The 19,351-nt window shown below is 64.8% G+C and carries 16 protein-coding genes; 10 read left to right on the plus strand and 6 right to left on the minus strand.

Going from position 1 to position 19,351, the window contains the following annotated elements:
- Positions 1–4 precede the first annotated feature (4 nt).
- The 7 genes from JQ572_RS27150 to JQ572_RS27180 all read left to right on the plus strand — a co-directional run bounded on the left by JQ572_RS27150 (position 5) and on the right by JQ572_RS27180 (position 9,326).
- Positions 5–385: a hypothetical protein gene (locus JQ572_RS27150; RefSeq protein WP_211385907.1), complete on the plus strand. Its 381-nt coding sequence runs from the start codon at positions 5–7 to the stop codon at positions 383–385.
- Positions 386–534: 149 nt separating this feature from the next.
- The gene (recO, locus tag JQ572_RS27155; RefSeq protein ID WP_211385908.1) at positions 535–1,287 is read left to right on the plus strand and encodes a DNA repair protein RecO; all 753 of its coding nucleotides are present in this window, start codon (positions 535–537) and stop codon (positions 1,285–1,287) included.
- Between the two features lie 101 nt (positions 1,288–1,388).
- Positions 1,389–1,673, plus strand: coding sequence for a hypothetical protein (locus JQ572_RS27160; protein WP_211385909.1), 285 nt, complete (start codon positions 1,389–1,391; stop codon positions 1,671–1,673).
- Between the two features lie 61 nt (positions 1,674–1,734).
- The gene (parC, locus tag JQ572_RS27165; RefSeq protein WP_211385910.1) at positions 1,735–3,993 is read left to right on the plus strand and encodes a DNA topoisomerase IV subunit A; all 2,259 of its coding nucleotides are present in this window, start codon (positions 1,735–1,737) and stop codon (positions 3,991–3,993) included.
- Between the two features lie 153 nt (positions 3,994–4,146).
- The gene (locus JQ572_RS27170) at positions 4,147–5,691 is read left to right on the plus strand and encodes a GMC family oxidoreductase (RefSeq protein ID WP_211385911.1); all 1,545 of its coding nucleotides are present in this window, start codon (positions 4,147–4,149) and stop codon (positions 5,689–5,691) included.
- Positions 5,692–6,805: 1,114 nt separating this feature from the next.
- Entirely contained in the window at positions 6,806–8,656 is a 1,851-nt protein-coding gene (locus JQ572_RS27175; protein ID WP_211385912.1) for a sensor histidine kinase, read from the plus strand.
- A 277-nt stretch (positions 8,657–8,933) separates the two neighbouring features.
- A complete protein-coding gene (locus JQ572_RS27180) occupies positions 8,934–9,326 on the plus strand; it encodes a DUF3551 domain-containing protein (protein WP_211385913.1) in 393 nt (130 codons plus the stop codon).
- 70 nt (positions 9,327–9,396) lie between these two features.
- Here the strand turns inward: JQ572_RS27180 and chrA are convergent, their stop codons facing one another.
- Both chrA and JQ572_RS27190 read right to left on the minus strand, forming a co-directional pair.
- A complete protein-coding gene (gene chrA / locus JQ572_RS27185; RefSeq protein ID WP_211385914.1) occupies positions 9,397–10,782 on the minus strand; it encodes a chromate efflux transporter in 1,386 nt (461 codons plus the stop codon).
- Complete coding sequence (locus JQ572_RS27190) at positions 10,782–11,600, minus strand: chromate resistance protein ChrB domain-containing protein (RefSeq protein ID WP_211385915.1); 819 nt, start codon at positions 11,598–11,600, stop codon at positions 10,782–10,784. Before JQ572_RS27190 ends, chrA begins: the two co-directional genes overlap by 1 nt.
- Before the next feature lie 200 nt (positions 11,601–11,800).
- Between JQ572_RS27190 and dmeF the strand changes: the two genes are divergently transcribed.
- A complete protein-coding gene (gene dmeF / locus JQ572_RS27195; protein WP_211385916.1) occupies positions 11,801–12,754 on the plus strand; it encodes a CDF family Co(II)/Ni(II) efflux transporter DmeF in 954 nt (317 codons plus the stop codon).
- Between the two features lie 51 nt (positions 12,755–12,805).
- Here dmeF and JQ572_RS27200 read toward each other — a convergent pair whose 3' ends face one another.
- A complete protein-coding gene (locus JQ572_RS27200) occupies positions 12,806–12,997 on the minus strand; it encodes a hypothetical protein (RefSeq protein WP_211385917.1) in 192 nt (63 codons plus the stop codon).
- A gap of 31 nt (positions 12,998–13,028) precedes the next feature.
- Positions 13,029–14,186, minus strand: a complete 1,158-nt coding sequence (locus tag JQ572_RS27205) for an MFS transporter (RefSeq protein WP_211385918.1) — start codon at positions 14,184–14,186, stop codon at positions 13,029–13,031.
- 176 nt (positions 14,187–14,362) lie between these two features.
- Here JQ572_RS27205 and JQ572_RS27210 point away from each other — a divergent pair, with 176 nt between their 5' ends.
- Positions 14,363–15,622 (plus strand): adenylate/guanylate cyclase domain-containing protein, encoded by a 1,260-nt coding sequence (locus tag JQ572_RS27210; protein ID WP_211385919.1) that lies wholly within the window; start codon positions 14,363–14,365, stop codon positions 15,620–15,622.
- A gap of 25 nt (positions 15,623–15,647) precedes the next feature.
- On the opposite strand, the gene JQ572_RS27215 is transcribed toward JQ572_RS27210, so the two are convergent.
- Positions 15,648–16,892: an MFS transporter gene (locus tag JQ572_RS27215; RefSeq protein WP_211385920.1), complete on the minus strand. Its 1,245-nt coding sequence runs from the start codon at positions 16,890–16,892 to the stop codon at positions 15,648–15,650.
- Between the two features lie 167 nt (positions 16,893–17,059).
- On the opposite strand from JQ572_RS27215, the gene JQ572_RS27220 reads away from it, so the two are divergent.
- Positions 17,060–18,412: an Nramp family divalent metal transporter gene (locus JQ572_RS27220; RefSeq protein ID WP_211385921.1), complete on the plus strand. Its 1,353-nt coding sequence runs from the start codon at positions 17,060–17,062 to the stop codon at positions 18,410–18,412.
- 6 nt (positions 18,413–18,418) lie between these two features.
- On the opposite strand, the gene JQ572_RS27225 is transcribed toward JQ572_RS27220, so the two are convergent.
- A complete protein-coding gene (locus JQ572_RS27225) occupies positions 18,419–19,195 on the minus strand; it encodes an arginyltransferase (RefSeq protein WP_211385922.1) in 777 nt (258 codons plus the stop codon).
- Positions 19,196–19,351: the final 156 nt, after the last annotated feature.

A 19,351-nucleotide genomic window follows, 5' to 3' on the forward strand; every position in this document is an offset into this window, starting at 1 on the left:
TCCGATGAGCGTGCCCAGCAACGTCCGGCGCTTTGAAGCGTTGCTCTATGCATCGTTGATGCTGGATGCCTTGTCGGTGGCGGTGCAGGACCGCACGCCCAATGCCGAGATGACCGAGCAGATGATCATGACGTCGACGCTGCTCGCCGGGGGCATGATCCTGCTGCTGGTCTATTTCGTCTGGCTGGCCGCGCGCTGGCGCAAGAACTGGCCGCGCTGGGTGCTGGCGGCAGCGCTCGTGCTGTCGGTGATCTCGCTCGGCCAGATCATCGGCGAGAAGGGCATGGAGCTCGACAGCGCCATCGAGATCGTTTCCTGCGTGCTGACGGCGATGGGCCTGTATTTCTCGTTCCGCGGCGACGCGCAGGGCTGGTTCAACGCGTGAGCGTCCGCGCGGTGCCTTAGGATGGGCAAAAGCGCGCACTCGCGCGCCGTGCCCACCGCAACTGCCAGCGCGCCGTTCGGATCAAAATTGGTGGGCACGCTTCGCTTTGCCCACCCTACGGACGCGTGAAATGCGGTAGAATCCACCCCATGGAATGGACCGACGAAGGCATCGTGCTGGGCGTGCGGCGGCATGGCGAGTCCAGCGCCATCGTCGAGCTGCTGACCCGCGCGCATGGCCGGCATCTCGGTCTCGTCCGCGGTGGCGCCGGCTCGCGGATGCGGCCGCTGCTGCAGCCCGGCAACAGCGTCAGCGTGGTGTGGCGGGCGCGGCTCGACGAGCATCTCGGGACCTATGCCATCGAGGGCCTCAAGCTGCGCGCGGCGGCGCTGCTGGGATCGTCCCACGGCGTCTACGGCATCACTCATCTGGCCTCGATCGCGCGGCTGCTCCCGGAGCGCGATCCGCACGGGGAGATATTTGCGCTGCTCGAACATTCGCTCGACGATTTCGACGACATCGGCAGCGCGGCCGTCCACGTGATCCATTTCGAGCTGGCGATGCTCGCCGAGCTCGGCTTCGGGCTGGCGCTGGAGAACTGTGCGGTGACCGGGGAGACCACGGACCTGATCTACGTCTCGCCCAAATCCGGCGGCGCGGTGTCGCGCGGCGCCGGCGAGCCATGGCGCGACCGGCTGTTGCGGCTGCCGCCGTTCCTGCGCCAGGGCGAGATGCAGAGTGACCTCACTGACGAGGATCTCCAGGACGGCTTTCGACTGACCGGCCTGTTCCTGCTGCGCCACGTGCTGGAGCCGCGCGGGCAAGGCCATTCCGACGCCCGGGCCGGCTTCATCAACGCGCTGACGCGGCAGCAGGCGAAGGCGGCCATTCCGGCGCCATGAGCCTGTCGCAGTTCTGCATTGTCGCAATAGGCCAGCCCGCCGTGGAACGAAATCGGGTTTCCCTGACTTGCCTTTTGGGGTTCCAACCCGGGGATAACCTGATGCTGATCAAGGGACTTATCGTATCGGCAGCGCTTGTCGCGCTGGCGCCGGAAGCGCTCGCTGGCGAGCAGCCGGGCGTGTTTCGTCGCGCCTCCTGCACCGTCGTCAGATTCTATGTGGCCAAATATTCCGCTGCAGCAGCAGAGGCATGGGCGCGATCCAAGGGGGCAACCGAGGCCGAGATCGAGACCGCCCGGCGTTGCGTGACCAATGCCCCGGCCACCACGCAGGCCAAAAACGCGCAACCCACCCAGACTTTCACCGCCGGCTGGGCCGGCCAGTAGGCCGCCCACCGGGAACCAATCGATCCTTGCCCGATTCGCTTCCACGGTTTAACCGGGCGGCATGGGAAAACGATTGATTCCGCCGGAAGACCCGGCCGAAATTCACGATGTGCCGCTGCGTGAGGCGCTGGAAGAGCGCTATCTTGCTTACGCGCTGTCCACCATCATGCACCGCGCGCTGCCCGACGCGCGCGACGGCCTCAAGCCGGTGCACCGGCGCATCCTCTACGGCATGCGTCTGCTTAGGCTCGACCCCGGCACGGCCTTCAAGAAGTCCGCCAAGATCGTCGGCGACGTGATGGGCTCGTTCCATCCGCATGGCGACCAGGCGATCTACGACGCCATGGTGCGCCTCGCGCAGGATTTCTCCTCGCGCTATCCGCTGGTCGACGGCCAGGGCAATTTCGGCAATATCGACGGCGATAATCCCGCCGCCTACCGCTACACCGAAGCGCGCATGACCGATGTCGCGCGGCTTCTGCTCGACGGCATCGACGAGGACGGTGTCGAGTTCCGTCCCAATTACGATGGCCAGTCCAAGGAGCCGGTGGTTCTGCCGGGCGGCTTCCCGAACCTGCTCGCCAACGGTGCGCAGGGCATCGCGGTCGGCATGGCGACCTCGATCCCGCCGCACAACGCCGCCGAGCTCTGTGACGCCGCACTGCATCTGATCGAGAAGCCCGACGCCAAATCCAGGGCGTTGTTGAAGTGGGTCAAGGGTCCGGATTTCCCGACCGGCGGCATCATCGTCGATTCCAAGCAGGCGATCGCCGAAGCCTACACCACCGGCCGCGGCTCGTTCCGAGTCCGCGCCAGATGGGAGCAGGAGGAGGGCGCCCGCAGCACCTGGGTCGTCGTCGTCACCGAGATCCCCTTTCTGGTGCAGAAGTCGCGCCTGGTCGAGAAGATCGCCGAGTTGCTGGACCAGAAGAAGCTGCCGCTGGTCGGCGATGTCAGGGACGAGTCGGCCGAAGACGTCCGTCTCGTGATCGAGCCGAAGTCGAAGAACGTCGATCCTGCCCTGATGATGGAATCGTTGTTCCGGTTGACCGAGCTCGAAAACAAGATTCCGCTGAACCTCAACGTGCTGCTGAAGGGCCGCGTGCCCAAGGTGGTGGGACTCGCGGAGTGCCTGCGTGAATGGCTCGACCATCTGCGCGACGTGCTGATCCGCCGCACCAATTATCGCAAGGCGCAGATCGAGCACCGGCTGGAAGTTCTCGGCGGCCTTCTGATCGCCTATCTGAACCTCGACGAGGTGATCAGGATCATCCGCACCGTGGACGAGCCGAAGCCGGCGCTGATCAAGGCGTTCAAGCTCACCGACGTGCAGGCCGAAGCCATCCTCAACATGCGGCTGCGTAGCTTGCGCAAGCTGGAAGAGATGGAGATCCGCACCGAGGACAAGAACCTCCGCAACGAGCTGAAGGGCATCAACGCAATCCTGGCGTCCGAGCCCGAGCAGTGGAAGAAGGTCAGCGAGCAGGTCGGCAAGGTCCGCGACATGTTCGGGCCGAAGACGCCGCTCGGCAAGCGCCGGACCACCTTCGCGGACGCGCCCGAGCACGATCTCGCCGCGATCGAGGAGGCCTTCGTCGAGCGCGAGCCGGTGACGGTCGTCGTCTCCGACAAGGGCTGGATCCGCACCATGAAGGGCCATGTCGAGGATCTCTCGGGCCTTGCCTTCAAGCAGGACGACAAGCTCGGCTTTGCCTTCTTCGCCGAGACCACCTCGAAGCTGCTGCTGTTCGCCACCAACGGCAAGTTCTACTCGCTCGACGTCGCGAAGCTGCCGGGCGGACGCGGTCACGGTGAGCCGATCCGCCTGTTCATCGACATGGAGCAGGAGGCGGCGCCCGTCGCGCTGTTCGTCAACAAGGGCGGCCGCAAATTCCTGGTCGCGAGCCACGAGGGCCAGGGCTTCGTCGTCAACGAGGACGATTGCGTCGGCACCACCAAGAAGGGCAAGCAGGTCCTCAACGTGGACATGCCGAACGAGGCGCGCACGGTCACCGAGGTGCTCGGCGACACCGTCGCGGTCATCGGCGAGAATCGCAAGATGCTGGTCTTCCCCCTCGACCAGGTGCCGGAGATGGCCCGCGGCCGCGGCGTCCGCCTGCAGAAGTACAAGGACGGCGGCCTGTCGGACGTTGCCGTGTTCGAGGCCAAGGCTGGCCTGACCTGGAAGGACTCCGCGGGCCGCGAATTCTCGGCGACCATGAAGGAGCTGGCCGAGTGGCAAGGCACCCGCGCCGACGCCGGCCGCTTGCCGCCCAAGGGATTCCCGAAGTCGAACAAGTTCGGCCGGGTGATCGGGTAGGGGCGGCCGTGACGTTGTGGAAGCAGCGTGCAACTGCCTCCACAACGCAATGACGCGAGGCGAGAGCGTCGCTCTCCAATTTGCATTCCGCCACCTTGCGCGGTCTGATACCGTCCGCCATCCCGGTTTTCTGGAACGTCGAGAAGTAACGCGATGTACGATGTCATTGTTGTCGGCGGCGGCTCCGCCGGCGCCGCTGTTGCGGCGCGGCTCTCGGAAGATTCCGCAAGGCGTGTCCTGCTGCTCGAAGCGGGCCTTGACTGGCGTGCCGACGAGGCGCCCTGGGAGGTCAGGACGCCGAATCCGATCCCGATCATCCACAAGCGCGAATACCAGGAGAAGTGGCAGTGGCCTGATCTTCTGACGCGCCGCGTGGCCGGGCAGGAGCCGCGCTTCTACTGGCGCGGCAAGGGTCTCGGCGGCTCGTCGATGATGAACGGCCAGATCGCGATCCGCGGCGTCGCCGACGCGTTCGACGAATGGGCTGCCAATGGCTGCACCGGCTGGTCGGCCAGGGAAGTGATGCCGCTATTCTCGGTGATCGAGGACGATTTTGAGTTCGGCGACGCTGCCGGCCATGGCCGCGGCGGCCCGCTGCCAGTTTACCGCGCGCCGCCTGAGAAGTGGGGCCCGATCGATCGGGGCTTGCGCGATGCCGCACTGGCGAGCGGCTATCCCTGGTGCGACGACCTCAACGGTCCTGATGGCGAGGGGGTGGCGTGCTATCCCATCAACAGCCGAGACAGCCGCCGCATCACGACCAATGAGGGGTATCTGGAGCCCGCGCGCGGGCGCGCCAATCTGGAGATCCGCGGGCGCGCGCTGGTCGATCGCGTGCTGATCAGCGACGGCCGGGCGACCGGCCTTCGTGTTCACGTCGAGGGCCAGGGCACGAGCGAGATCAGCGCGCGCCAGATCGTGCTGTGCGCCGGTGCCATCCACAGCCCCGCTATCCTGCTGCGCTCGGGCATTGGACCGGCCGACGAGTTGAAGGCGATGGGGATCGCGGTCGAGCGCGACCTGCCGGTCGGCCGCCATTTCTTCGACCATCCGCTGTTTCGCGCCACGATCCAACTCCACGAAAATCTGCGGCCCACCGATCCCGACACCCGCCACACCAATTGCTGCGTGACCTATTCGTCGGGCCTCGCCGACGGCGGCAAGCGCGACATGATCCTGATCGCCTTCAATCACCGCGGCATCGGCGTGCCCGGAGCGATCGGCGCGGGTCTGTTCAATGCATATTCGCGTGGAACGCTAAAATTGGCCTCGGCCGATCCGACGATCGATCCTGTTGTCGAGGAAAACATGCTGGCCGATCCCCGCGACATGCTGCGCATGATGGATGCAGTGAAGCGCCTGGCCGTGATCACCTCCCAGCCGGCGCTTTCAGGCATCGCCGACTGGATCCGGCTCACCGACACCGAACTGACATTGCCGCAGGCTGCAGCGTTGCCGGACCACGAGCTCGACGCGCTGCTGCGCCGCGAGACCGGCGACATCCAGCATGCCGCCGGCAGCTGTCGGATGAGCGGCGTCAACGACGCCAACGGCGTGGTCAACCCGGATGGCACCGTGAAGGGAATCTCCGGCCTGCGTGTCGCCGACGCCTCGATCATGCCGTCGGATTGCCGCGCCAACACCCACTTCACGACGGTGGTGATCGGCGAGGCGATCGCGCGGATGATGATGCGGTAGAGCTACTGCGCCAAAACCCACTCGTTACCATCATCCTGAGGCGCGCCCTAAGGATGATGGCATGATGCTCGCAATGACGGAGCAAGCGCCGAGGCATCGCTCTCCAATTCACATGTCAAGCAGCAGACACGCCGTCGCTTTCTCGCGGCATGTTGTGCCCGAGGTTTACGGTCAGTTTCGCGCCATCTTCAAGGAAAGGGCGCAGGGAAGGTCGGGCGCCGGCTGGCACCCGCAGGTCCGTGCGCCATAGAAATGCACACGGGGTGGACCACAGGTCTCGCCGGATCGCCCGGCCTTCCCTGTGCGAAATGGTTTTAACGGTGTCCTTCGTGCTCTCCCCGGGGAGCGATGCACTATTGCCCCTGTCGCGCTTGCGGATGGCTGATGCACGTGCCCGGTCGGGCCGCCACATCACCGCAAGGCTTGACGCACAGACCCCGGGCGTCAGGACCACACGACTTCTCCGTCCGCGCGCGTCTTCGCTGGGACTTCGAAGGCTGGCGTGTGCTCGCCGTCGAAGCCATTCCAAGACGCTTGTCAACGTCGTGTCGTACGCGCGAAGGCGATTGCTCACGGCCGAAGCCGCCCTGTAACGCCGATCGCGCCCGACGCCGTCGCGTCCATCGCTGCCCGGCCCGCGGTTCGTGACGATCGCGATCCGCCCCTTGTCTCGGGCCAGGGTGGTTCGCTTGTACGATAATTCCGAAATTCGGTAAAGTGGAATATTTTCGCAGATGGAGATTGACAGGAGAAGTGATCCAAATGTCCCGGTGTTTTGCCAGACGGACAATGGTCGACGGCGAGACCTAGGTGACGAACGTCTGCGTTGCGGGCGCGTACTCAGAAATGGCGGCTACTGACGGCAAAGCGGAAGTCGCCCCCGCTTAGTCATCACCGAGGGCTCATGACCCGAAGCTGGCGTTCTGGCCCGTTCGAGACATGCAGGTCCGATCTGACGAGGTCGCTTCATTCGGTCAGACCGGAAGTCATCACATCGGGGACAAGCCGACGAGACTGACCCTACCCGAACCGAGCGACTCTTGCCCATCGGCCTTGTGTTCGGTGGCAACATTTGCAAGCCTAGCTGTCGACCTTAAGCCGGCTGTTTTTTTGTATGCCTCGCATTTCACGGGCTTTGATTTCTGCACTTTTACTGCTGGCGATGACCGCTGGTCCCGGCGTCTTGGCCGACGACAACAAACACGTCTTGTTGTTGCATTCGTTCGGCGCCGAGATGAGGCCTTGGAGTGACTATGCTCAAGGCATTCGTCAAGAGCTGAACCGTCAATCGCCATGGCCGCTGACGATTACAGACCAATCGGTGGTCTCGGCTCGCTACGATACCAACAGTTCGGAGAAGCCGTTCGCCGACTATCTCGCTGCTCTGTTTGCCCAACACCCTCCCGCTGTGATCATAAGTGTCGGCGCTCCTGCGGCGGCGTTTGTGCAACGAAACCGCGGCCAGCTATTTGCCTCTACTCCGATGGTCCTGACCACTCTCGAGGAGCGTCGCATCCGATATTCCGACCTTACGCAGGACGATGCGGTCATACCTATTCAGATCGACTACAAGGCGGTGATCGTGAACATCCTAAAGGTATTACCCGACACCCGACATATCGCGGTCGTCAACGGCACTTCACCCAACGAGCAGTTTTGGTCAAACCTCATCAAGAAGGAAGCGGCACCTTTAGCGGGCCGCGTAGAGCTAACAATATGGGACAATTTGTCCTTTGCAGACATATTGAAAGAAGCTTCCCGTCTTCCGCCGCACTCTGCGATCATTTGGGAAGGGATGAATGTCGATGCGGCAGGTGTTGTGCACGACGGCGACGAACCTTTTAAGAGTTTACGTGCTGTCGCTAATGCACCCATCTTTGGTTATACCGAGCCACTTATCGGGCAAGGCGTTGTTGGGGGGCCGTTCAACGCAATACGCGACACAAGCCGCACCACGGCCGCTGTCTCGGTTCGCATCCTTGGAGGTGAAAAGGCAGGCGAAATCAGGATCCCCGCTCTTCCATTTGCAGCTCCGAAATTCGACTGGCGCGAAATGAAACGTTGGGGGATAGCCGAGGGTCGCCTTCCTCAAGGAAGTGAAGTCGATTTTCGCGGTCCGACCGCGTGGGAGCAATACCGTTGGCAAATTGCTTTAATTGCCACGGTCATTTTACTTCAGGGCGTGCTGATTTCTAATTTGCTGAGGGAGCGGCTGCGTCGTTCGCGTGCCGAAGTGCAGGCGCAGCAGCGCGCGGCGGAACTCGCGCATATCAATCGATATTCGACGGCGGGTGAGCTTACTGCGACTATTGCGCATGAACTGAACCAACCGCTTGGTGCGATATTGACCAACACCGAGACCGCGGAAATCATTGTTAAATCCGGCGCGCCCAACCTTAACGAAATCGCAGATATCCTTGCGGATATTCGCCGGGACGATCAACGCGCAAGCGAGGTCATCGCGCGATTGCGCAGTTTGCTTAGGAAAGCGCCATTTGAACTTAAGCAGATCGATTTAAATGATGTTGTCCGCGACACCGTGCACTTTCTCTCTGCATTGGCTGTTGCTCGGAATGTCAATCTCACCAACCACATTGATCCGCTGCCGCTGCCCATCAAAGCCGACCCGATTCAACTCCAGCAAGTCGTCTTGAACTTGATCACGAACGCGATGGATGCGATGTCTGATATGCCGATTGCTGAACGCGCAATTGCGATTTCGGCCAAACGTGACCGCAATTTTGCGGAACTCTCCGTATCAGATGTAGGTCCCGGCATTCCCACTGAGAAGCTCAAGAACGTGTTTGAGCCGTTTTTTACGACCAAGCCCCGGGGCATGGGCATGGGCCTGTCCATTGCCCGAACCATTGTAGAAGCGCATGGCGGGGAGTTGTGGGCGGAGAACAAGCCGACCGGTGGCGCCATCTTTCACGTCAGGCTGACTCTCGCCACGGCACCTGAATGACCGCTAATGGTCCATCGAGTTGGTTGTCACACCGCAGCGACCTGTCTCGAGCGAGAGGTAGAGCAGAAGTCGTCCCACTCAAGGGACGACGGCCGCCGTCTTCGACCCATGTAAGGCATTTCGCCGTTCAGAATTTGCACGGCGCAAAATGACGCCGCGCGCGGCCTGTCACCGCACGGAACCTATTCCGGGAACATTGACTTGGAGAACATTGACTTGGATCAAGACTGCCTACGGTCCAAGTGCAGAAGCCTCGTGCGACGTCGAGGAAGTTCCAATGCGCAAGTTGGTTTTGACGATCCTGACGATGGGCATCGTTTTAACAGCGGGGTACGCCGGGGCTCAGACCTATGATCCGGCTTTTCCGGTTTGCTTGCGCGTCGTCGCCCGGGGAGGCGCCTCTTACCATAGATGCGCCTACCATACGATGGACCAATGCCGGGCAGCGGCTAACGGTCAATCGTGCAGCCTTAATCGATACTATGCCGGTACGAAGTCCCGGGTGAGACGGAATGATCCGCGATATCATCGCCAAATCGGATCAGGCTCTCGCGCGCCTGCCGAGACCAGATCGTGCAATCATGGCGTCGAAGCCTATTACGGGGCTTGCCAGGGTTACGCGCCCGGCGAAAAAGAACGCTTTCTCGAGAGTGTGAGGCGTTACATGTAGCAGTCGTGCTGCAGGCGACGGCCCGACCGCATTCGGCTTTGGCGGCCGAAGTGCACGCGATGAATGCGCCCTAGATTATCCCCGCAAACCGCAACGCGACGCCCGCGGCACAGCTGCCCGCGAGCACCGTCAGCATCCCGAGCTTGAAGCGGAAGATCGCGGTCGCGGCCGCGATCGACAGCACGAGCGCGGGGACATCGACGCTGGTCGGCACCGGCATGTCGAAGTTCAACGGGAACGCATGCACCGGCACGGTCTCGCGGAACAGCGTGTGCAGCGCGAACCAGATCGAGAGGTTGAGGATCACGCCGACGACGGCGGCCGTGATCGCGCTGAGTGCGCCGGCGAGGCCCTTGTTGCCGCGCAGCAGTTCGACGTAGGGGGCGCCGACGAAAATCCAGAGAAAGCAGGGCGTGAAGGTGACCCAGGTCGCGAGCAGCCCGCCCAGCGTGGCCGCGAGCATCGGCGACAGGCCGCCGGGATCGCGGTAGGCGGCCATGAAGCCCACGAACTGAAGCACCATGATCAGCGGGCCCGGCGTCGTCTCGGCCATGCCGAGCCCGTCGAGCATCTCGTGCGGCTTCAGCCAGTGATAATGCTCGACCGCCTGCTGGGCGACGTAGGCCAGCACCGCATAGGCGCCGCCGAACGTGACCAGCGCCATCTTGGAGAAGAACAGCGCGATCTGGCTGAAGACGTTGGCCTGCCCGAGAGACAGAAGCAGCGCGATCACCGGCACCAGCCAGAGCGCCAGCCACAATGCGCCGACCCGGATCGCGCGCCCGGTATCGGGCCGGACGTGATCGGGCACGGCCTCGCCGAGCATGCTGTCGATTGCGGCGGTGCTGCCGCCGTGGCCATGACCGGCCGGAGCGAATTCCGGACGGCCTTGCCTCGCGCCGACATATCCGATCATGCCCGCGGCGATGATGATGATCGGGAAGGGCACTGCGAAGAAGAAGATGGCGACGAAGGCGATCGCCGCGAGTGCGATCATGATGCGGTTCTTCAGCGCCCGCTTGCCGACGCGCACCACGGCCTCGATGACGATGGCGAGCACGGCGGCTTTCAGCCCGAAGAACAGCGCCTCGACGAAGCTGACATTGCCGAAGGCGGCATAGACGTAGCTGAGGCCCAAGATGGCGATGATGCCGGGCAGGATGAACAGCCCGCCCGCCATCAGCCCGCCGGCGGTGCGGTGCATCAGCCAGCCGACATAGGTCGCAAGCTGCTGCGCCTCCGGGCCCGGCAGCAGCATGCAGTAGTTCAGCGCGTGGAGGAAACGGGCTTCGGAGATCCAGTTCTTCTCCTCGACCAGGATGCGGTGCATCACCGCGATCTGGCCCGCGGGCCCGCCGAAGCTCAGGCAGGCGACGCGGAACCAGACGCGAAACGCTTCACGGAAGCTGACGCCGTGACCGGCGTCAGCTCCTGCTTCGAGAGTACGGGTATCCATCACGCCTTCACTTTGTTGGTCGGCCAGTTGTGGGTCTCGCCAGTGGCGTCGCGGCACCAGCGGTAGAAGGCGTCGTAGAGCAGCATGCCGGCCTCGAGTTGCTCGATGTCGTCATCGTACATCCGCGACAGCCCGAGCGAGGCGGCGAGCAGGCCGGGCGCTTCCGGCGCAAGGTCGGGCCGTGCGGTGTCGGCGCCGCGCACCAGCGTTGCGAGCCGGAGCAAGGCCGGGGTGGCGATCCCGAACTCCTCGATCATGACGTCGAAGGTGCAGAGCTCGCCGCGGTGGCTCCAGAACACGTTCTCGATGTCGAAGGGGGCCGCGCCAAACCGCTCGCCGACGGCGACCACCTCGGACGGGGCCACATACAGGAACACCGCGTTCGGATCGACGAAGCGGCGGATCAGCCACGGGCAGGCGATACGGTCCACCTTTGGCCGTGCCCGCGTCACCCAGACGGTGCGTCCCCTGGCGTCGCGCGGCGGCAGTTTTGACGCGTCGATCAGCGGCAGCTTGGCATCCTTCCAGCCCTCGAAGCCGCCCTCCAGCGTCTCGGCCTGCACGCCGAGCTGCCGCAGCCAGGCCGCAGTGCCCTGCGCGAGCTTTGCGCCGCGCAGGCACGAGACGATCGCGGAGCGGCCGGACAGCTCGCCGCCCCAGTCCGAGACGTTTTCGTGGCTGAGCTTGATCGAGCCGGGGATCAGCCGCGGATCGGCAGCAAAATCCTCGTCGGTGCGCACGTCGATCAGCACAGGGGCGTTCGCCGTGCCGATCAGCCGTGTCAATTTGTCAGATGATATGGTCGTAAACGTTGACATGATGCGTCCTCGCATAAACGAAACGGGACGCGATACTTGGGCATGTCGCCTCGTGGGGAGATCGCTCAAATCCCCATGGGAACATTACAGCGAAATCGTGCGAGCCTGTCAATCGCCGGTTTCGAAGGCGATGAGCGTTAGAAAGATCGGCTGCCGCGGCCTATATTGGGCAGAGGAATCTGTTCCCGGAGCCTGACCTGATGCATTCCCATTCCATCGAGCAATGGACCCATGACCACGCCTTTCTCGGCGACAAGCACGAGGAGAACGAGCGGCGCACCTGGCTCGTGGTCGTCCTGACGCTGGTCATGATGGTCGGCGAGATCGTCGCCGGCTCGCTGTTCGGCTCGATGGCGCTGCTCGCCGACGGCTGGCACATGGGCACGCATGCGGCGGCGCTCGGCATTGCCGCCTTCGCCTACCGCTTTGCGCGGCGGCACCTGGGAAATTCGCACTTCACCTTCGGTACCGGCAAGTTTGGTGATCTCGCCGCCTTCTCCAGCGCGATCATTCTCGGGCTGATCGCGGTCGAGATCGCCTATGAGAGCGTGCTGCGGCTGATCACGCCGGTGCCGATCGTCTACGGCGAGGCGATCGCTGTGGCTGCCCTTGGCCTTTGCGTCAATCTCGCCAGCGCGTGGCTCTTGCGCGGCAGCCATGATCACCACCATCACGGCCACGGCCATGCGCATCATGACCACGACGATCGTGATGATCACCACCATCATCATCACGACAACAATCTTCGCGCCGCTTACGTCCATGTCATGGCGGATGCCGCGACCTCGGTGCTGGCGATCGGTGCGCTGCTGGTGGCAATGTATTCGGAGTGGGTGTGGGCCGATCCGGCCGTCGGCCTGATCGGCAGCGCGGTGATCGCGAGCTGGGCGTTCGGCCTGATCAAGACATCAGGTGCGGTGCTGCTCGACGTGCGCGCCGACGAGAAGCTGGAGCGGGTGATCCGGGCGCGGATGGAAGCCGGCGACGACCGCGTCACCGATCTGCATCTCTGGCAGGTCGGCCCCGGCCATTGCGCCGTGCTGGTGTCCGTGGTGTCGGACAAGCCGAAACAGCCGGCCGTCTACAAGAAGCGGCTCGCCGGGCTGAAGGGGCTGAGCCACGTCACGGTCGAGGTCGAGACCTGCCCGCATTGACGTGATCGGCTGAAGCGGAATTGCGCGGCGTGGCCGCAAGCCGAACCGGGGTCAGCTTTTCGGCGCGGTCACAGCGGGCGGGCTCGCATCCGGCGCCTTCTTCGGCCGCAGCGACCCGGCATAGAACGAGACCAGCCAGACCAGGATGATGGCGAGGAGATAGACGCCCCAGGCCTGCGGCGGCGTGGTCGCCCAGCGCAGGAGGCCTTTCAAGTCGCGGGGCGGACGGTTGTCTTCGGTCATGCTTTGCTTGTGCGCGAAAGCCGCAAGCCGGTCAATCCGGCCGCGGCTCGGCGCGGATCAGGAACAGCGCGGCCAGTGCCGACAGGCTGAGCGCGGACGAGACGATCAGTACCTTGGCTCCCATCACGTCGATCAGCAGGCCGAAGGCCAGCGGCGCCACGGCCTGCGCCATCCGTGCCGGCGCGCCGATGATGCCGAGGCGGTAGCCGAAATCCTTCGGCCCGAAGATCGACAGCGGCAGGGTGCCGCGGGCGATGGTCAGGATGCCGTTGCCCGAGCCGTGGAGCAGCGCAAACGCGCTGGCGGCGGGGGCGCCGAAGATGGCGACGACGGCCGCGCCGAGCGGATGGGTGAGGCAGGCGAGCCGCGTCGACCACAGCGGATGAAAGCGGCTGAGAACGCTCGCTTCGAGGATGCGCGCGAGCACTTGTGCCGGACCGATCAGCGCGCCGGCCGCGATCGCCTCGACATGTGTCGCACCGGTTGCCTCCACGATGCGCGGGAAGTGCACCGCCATCGCGCCGGTGACCGTCCAGACCGCGGCGAAGACGAAGGCGAGCAGGATCATGGTGCGGTCGAGCGGCAAATGCGGCTTCTCGGCCGTCGCCGCCGCCTGCTTCGCCCCCTTGATCGCCGGCAGCATGAAGAAGTTGAGGGGCAGGCCGATCAGGATGTTGGCGGCGGCCCAGGCAAAACAGGTGTCGCGCCATCCGATATGGGCGAGGCCCCAGGCGGTGAGCGGCCAGCCGACGGTCGAGGCAAAGCCCGCCATCAGCGTGATGCCGGTGATGGACCTGCGCGCCTCGGTGCCGTAGATGCGGCCGAGCGCGGCGAAGGCGGCGTCATAGAGCCCCATCGCCATGCCGATGCCGAGCACGAGCCAGGCCATCGCCATCACCGCCACCGATTGCGAGAGGCCGAGCAGCACAAGGCCGGCCGCGATCGTCACGTTCGATGCCGACAGCACCTGCCGGCCGCCGACGAGATCGATCCGTCGCCCGATCCGCGGGCCGAGCATTGCCGAGATCACCAGCGAGGCCGAGAACGCGCCAAAGATCCAGTTGGAGGAGACGCCGAGGTCGTGCGCCATGGGATCGGCGAGCAGCGCCGGCAGATAGTAGCTGGAAGCCCAGGCCAGGGTCTGCGTGGTGCCGAGCGCCAGGATGATCGGAAGCTGGCGCTGGCTCATCCCCGCGTGCTTCCGATTCTGGCCGACAAGATCATCATCGCTAGCATTTGCCGCCCGCGCGGCGAGTGCGTCAACCGCGGCTGCGGCATATTCGATCTGCAAGGGACGGGACCTTGCGCACGGCCCGCGCGTGGCTTGCGCCTTTCGCCCGTCACGAATGCACGGCATAATGGCGCATGCAATTGACCTCCCGCCTTGCGCTGATGAACTGGCTGACCGGCCAGGGGCTCACCGGCCTGCCCGAAAACGAACTGCTCCGCGGCTTCTGCGAGCGCTGCCGCGCCGAAGGGCTGGAACTCTCGCGCGGGCTCGTCGTGATCGACACGCTGCATCCGATCTACGAGGGGCGCGGCTTTCGCTGGAGCGACCGGCCGAGCAATGAGAGCGATGCGTTCGAATACGGCTCGACCGCCGAAGGCGACGCAGCCAAGAGCTGGCGCCGCTCGGTGTTCTTCCACATGCTCGAGCATGGCGACGACGAGATGGTGATCGATCTCGCCGACGCGCCGTCGATGGATTTCTCGCAGATCGGCGAGCTCGCCGAGAAGGGCCACCGGCACTATCTCGCCTTCGTGCACCGCTTCGGCGAGAATGGCGCGCTCGGCCTAATGGACTGCCTCTACTCCTGCTGGACCACGCGCCGCGAGAGCGGCTTCTCCGAACCCGAGCTGGAGGCTCTGCGCGATCTCGTGCCGGTGCTGGGGCTCGCGATCAAGTCGGCGCAGCAGGTCGACATCGCGCGCACGCTAGGCCGGGTCTATCTCGGGCGCGATGCCTCCGAGCAGGTGCTGCGCGGGCGGATCTCGCGCGGCGTCACCGAGCGCATCAACGCCGTGCTGTGGTATTCGGATTTGCGCGGCTCGACCGGGATCAGCGAGAGCATCGGCCCCGACGAGATCATCCCGTTCCTCAACGATTATGCGCAGGCCGTGATCGACGCGATCCACGATGCCGGCGGCGACGTGCTGAAGCTGATCGGCGACGGTGTGCTCGCGATGTTCACCGGCGAGGACATGGCGGCGGCCCGCCGCGCCGCGCTGCGCGCCGAGCATCTGTTCCGCAAGAACGTCGCGGCGCTGAACGTGCGGCGGGAAGCCGACGGCCGTCCCGTCACGTCCGCCTATATCGGCCTGCATGTCGGCGAGGTCTTTTACGGCAATATCGGCAGCGAGGACCGGCTCGACTTCACCGTGGTCGGTCCGACCGTGAACGAGGTCAGCCGCATCGCCTCGATGAGCCGTTCGGTCGATCGCGAACTGCTGGCCTCGGCGGAGTTCTACAAGGGTCTCGACGCCGCAGGCCGGCGTTACCTCGTCTCCACCGGCCGCTACGCGCTGCGCGGCATCGGCCGCGCCCAGGATCTCTACACGCTCGATCCGGAGGTGGACGCGAGCGAGCCTGTGACGGGGAGCTACGAGCGGTATCTGGCGAATTAGGCCGGGCCGCCCCGTCACGGGGAGGCTAGCATCGTGCCGCCGCCTCGTCCCCCACCATCGCCGGCTGCCGATCCAGCGCCGCCGCGGGCGAGAGCCAAATGACCAGCGCCTGCACGCCGAACACGGCGGCGGCGAGATACAGGCACGCCTCCGCGCTCCAGATGCCGCCGACGATCGCGCCCAGCGCAGAGCCGACCGGGCGCGCGCCGTAGCTCATGATGTTGATGGCGGAGACACGGCCGAGCAGGCGCGGCGGCGTTACCGACTGACGCAAGGTCGTGGTCGAGATCACCCACAGGATCGGCCCGACGCCGAGCAGGAAGAAGCTCAAGGCCGCGAGCCAGGGCGAGGGGACCAGCACGGTCAACGCCATCACCACCGCGGCGACGAAGCCGGTGACGGGGCCGAGGCCGACAACCGTGCCGAAGGCGATGCGCTTCATCACGCGCGTTGCGAACAGCGCGCCGATCACCATGCCGACCCCGTACATCGTCAGCACGGTGCCGATGCCGGTGGCGGTCAGGCCGAGATGGCGCACGGCGTAGGGCACGAACACGGCGATCTGCAGGAACCAGCCGGTGTTGAAGATGAACTGGGTGATGAACACCGGCCGCAGCAGCGGATGGTGAAACACGAAGGCCGCGCCTTCGCGGATGTCCTGGAGCGGATGGCGCCGCGGCGCCGGCGTGCGGGTGGGCTCGTAGATGCCGGAGAGCAGCACCACGGCAATGGCGGAGAGGGCCGCGGCAAAGCCGAAGGCCGGGCTGGCGCCCCACCATCCCACCAGCGCGCCGCCGAGCGCAGGGCCGCTGGCAAAGGCGATGGTGCGCGCGAGCTCGATGCGCGCATTGGCTGCCGGCAACAGCTCTGCGCTCACCAGCGACGGCACCAGCGCCGGCGCGGCCACGCTGTAGACGACGGTGCCGCACACGGCTGCGAAGCCGAGCAGCGCCAGCAGCGGCAGATTGAGCGCGCCGAGCGCGAGCAGCAGCACGATAGAGGCGAGCGCAGCGGCCCGCAGCGCCTCGGCACCGGCCATCAGCGCGCGGCGGGAGATGCGGTCGGCGAGCAGGCCGGCCGGAATGGCTAAGAGGACGAAGGGCAAGGTCAAGGCGGTCTGGAGCAGGCCGGTCTGGCCTTCGGCCACCCCGAGCGTCAGCACGGCGACGATCGGGGCTGCGGCCAGTGCGATCTGCTCGGCCGACTGCGCCGCGAGGTTGGACCAGGCAAGGCGGTTGAAGGTCGGCGGAAGGCGAGGCGGATTTGACATGGCTCATTTCCTGCAAAGTCGGGTTGGCGCCAGTATCCGCTTCGGGAGGCCTTCAAACCCACCCGCTTCCCGACAGGACGGCGAACAAGGCCGTGTCGGGAACCAAAAGGGCTAGATGCAGTTGCAAATGAGTTGCAATAAGCCTCGACTTCGGTATTGTCCTCTCCATGGATGCTCGCTCGCCCGATCTGACCCGAGACGCCGCCGGCTGGCGCAATGATGCGCCTGCCACCAAAAGCCTCGCCGAGGTGAATTCCACGGTTGCCCTCCCCAAGGCGGGAGTGTGGTGGCGGCGCATGCTCGCCTTCGTCGGCCCGGGCTACCTGGTCTCGGTCGGCTACATGGACCCCGGCAATTGGGCGACCGACCTCGCCGGAGGATCGAAGTTCGGCTACACGCTGCTCTCGGTCATACTGCTCTCGAACCTGATGGCGATCCTGCTCCAGTCGCTGGCGGCACGGCTCGGCATCGTCACCGACCGCGACCTCGCGCAGGCCTGCCGCGCGACCTATTCGCCGGCCGTGAACTTCATGCTGTGGCTCGCTTGCGAGGCGGCGATCATCGCCTGCGATCTCGCCGAGGTGATCGGCACCGCGATTGCGCTGAAACTGCTGTTCGGCATTCCCCTGATCGGCGGCGCACTGATCGCTGCGCTGGACGCTTTCCTGCTGCTCATCCTGATGAACCGCGGCTTCCGGTTCCTCGAAGCCTTCGTCATCGCGCTGCTCGTCGTGATCGCAGTGTGCTTCACGGTCCAGCTTGCCGCGGCAGCGCCGCCGGTTGCCGAGATGCTGAGGGGATTCGTGCCGAAGACCGAGATCTTCACCAACCCGGAGATGCTCTACATCGCGATCGGCATCATCGGCGCGACCGTGATGCCGCACAATCTCTATCTGCACTCCTCGATCGTGCAGACGCGCGCCTATGAGCGCAACGACACCGGCCGGCGCGAGGCGATCAAATGGGCGACGACGGATTCGACCATCGCCCTGATGCTGGCGCTGTTCATCAATGCCGCGATCCTCGTGGTGGCCGCCGCGACGTTCCACACAAGCGGCCATTCGGATGTCGCCGAGATCGGCCAGGCGTTCGAGCTGCTCTCGCCCTTGCTGGGTCTGGGCATCGCCTCGACGCTGTTCGCGGTCGCGCTGCTCGCCTCGGGCCTCAACTCGACGGTGACTGCGACGCTCGCCGGCCAGATCGTGATGGAAGGCTTTCTCGATTTGCGCCTGCCGAGCTGGGCGCGGCGTCTCCTGACGCGCGGCATCGCCATCGTTCCCGTGATCGTCGTGACGGCGATCTACGGCGAGCGCGGCACGGCCGATCTGCTGGTGTTCAGCCAGGTCGTGCTGTCGATGCAGCTGCCGTTCGCGGTCATCCCGCTGGTGCGCTTCGTCTCCGATCGCCGCAAGATGGGCAAGTTCGCAATCCCCGCATGGGTCGCCGCCATCGCGTGGATCGTCGCGGGCGTAATCGTGGTTCTGAACGTGAAGCTGCTCGCGGATACGCTGTTCGGGTGAGGGCGGCTAATCCTGCGGCTCGGAGGCCGCATCGCCCAGCGCGTCGATGCGCAGCCAGCCTGATGGCGCGAGGCGCTGCTGCGGCAGGAATCGGGCCTTGTAGTCCATCTTCTTGGAGCCTTCGATCCAGTAGCCGAGATAGACGTAGGGCAGCCCTTGCCGGCGGGCGCGGGCGATGTGGTCGAGGATCATGAAGGTGCCCATCGAGCGGCTGACCTGGCCCGGCTCGAAGAAGGAATAGACCATCGACAGGCCGTCGCTGAGCACATCGGTGAGCGCGACCGCGATCAGCTCTTCGCCGCGGCCGGTGATGCCGCTGTCGGGGCCGCGCTTGCGGTACTCGATGATGCGGGTCTCGACATGGCTGTCTTCGACCATCATGGCGTAGTCGAGCACTGTCATGTCCGCCATGCCGCCATGGCGGTGGCGGGAGTCGAGATAGGCGCGGAACACCGAATATTGCTCGGAGGTCGGCACCGCGCTGCGCTGCTCGCCGATGATGTCGGCGTTGCGGGCGATCACCTTGCGGAAGTTGCGGGAGGGCCGGAATTCGTTGGCGACGACCCGTACGGAGACGCAGGCGCGGCACTGGTCGCAGGCCGGCCGATAGGCGATCGATTGGCTGCGGCGGAACCCGCCATGGGTCAGGAGGTCGTTGAGATCACCGGCGCGCTCACCCACGAGGTGCGTAAACACCTTGCGCTCGTGCCGGCCCGGCAGATAGGGGCAGGGGGAGGGCGCCGTGAGGTAAAATTGTGGGGTATCGCGCGAGTGCTGGGTCAAGGGACGTCGTGGGCCTCCAAATTGGGTACCAGCATCGCGCTACGAAAGCTCCCGGTCAATCGGTCTGCTAGGCAGGTCGGATCAGCCAGTTTAGCGGATCCAGGTTGATAGGTTCTTGATCACCAGTTCCTCAGCAGGTGCTCTCAGGTGGTCTTC

The organism is Bradyrhizobium sp. SZCCT0153 (genome assembly GCF_018129995.1).
Taxonomy (GTDB): Bacteria; Pseudomonadota; Alphaproteobacteria; order Rhizobiales; family Xanthobacteraceae; genus Bradyrhizobium; species Bradyrhizobium japonicum_G.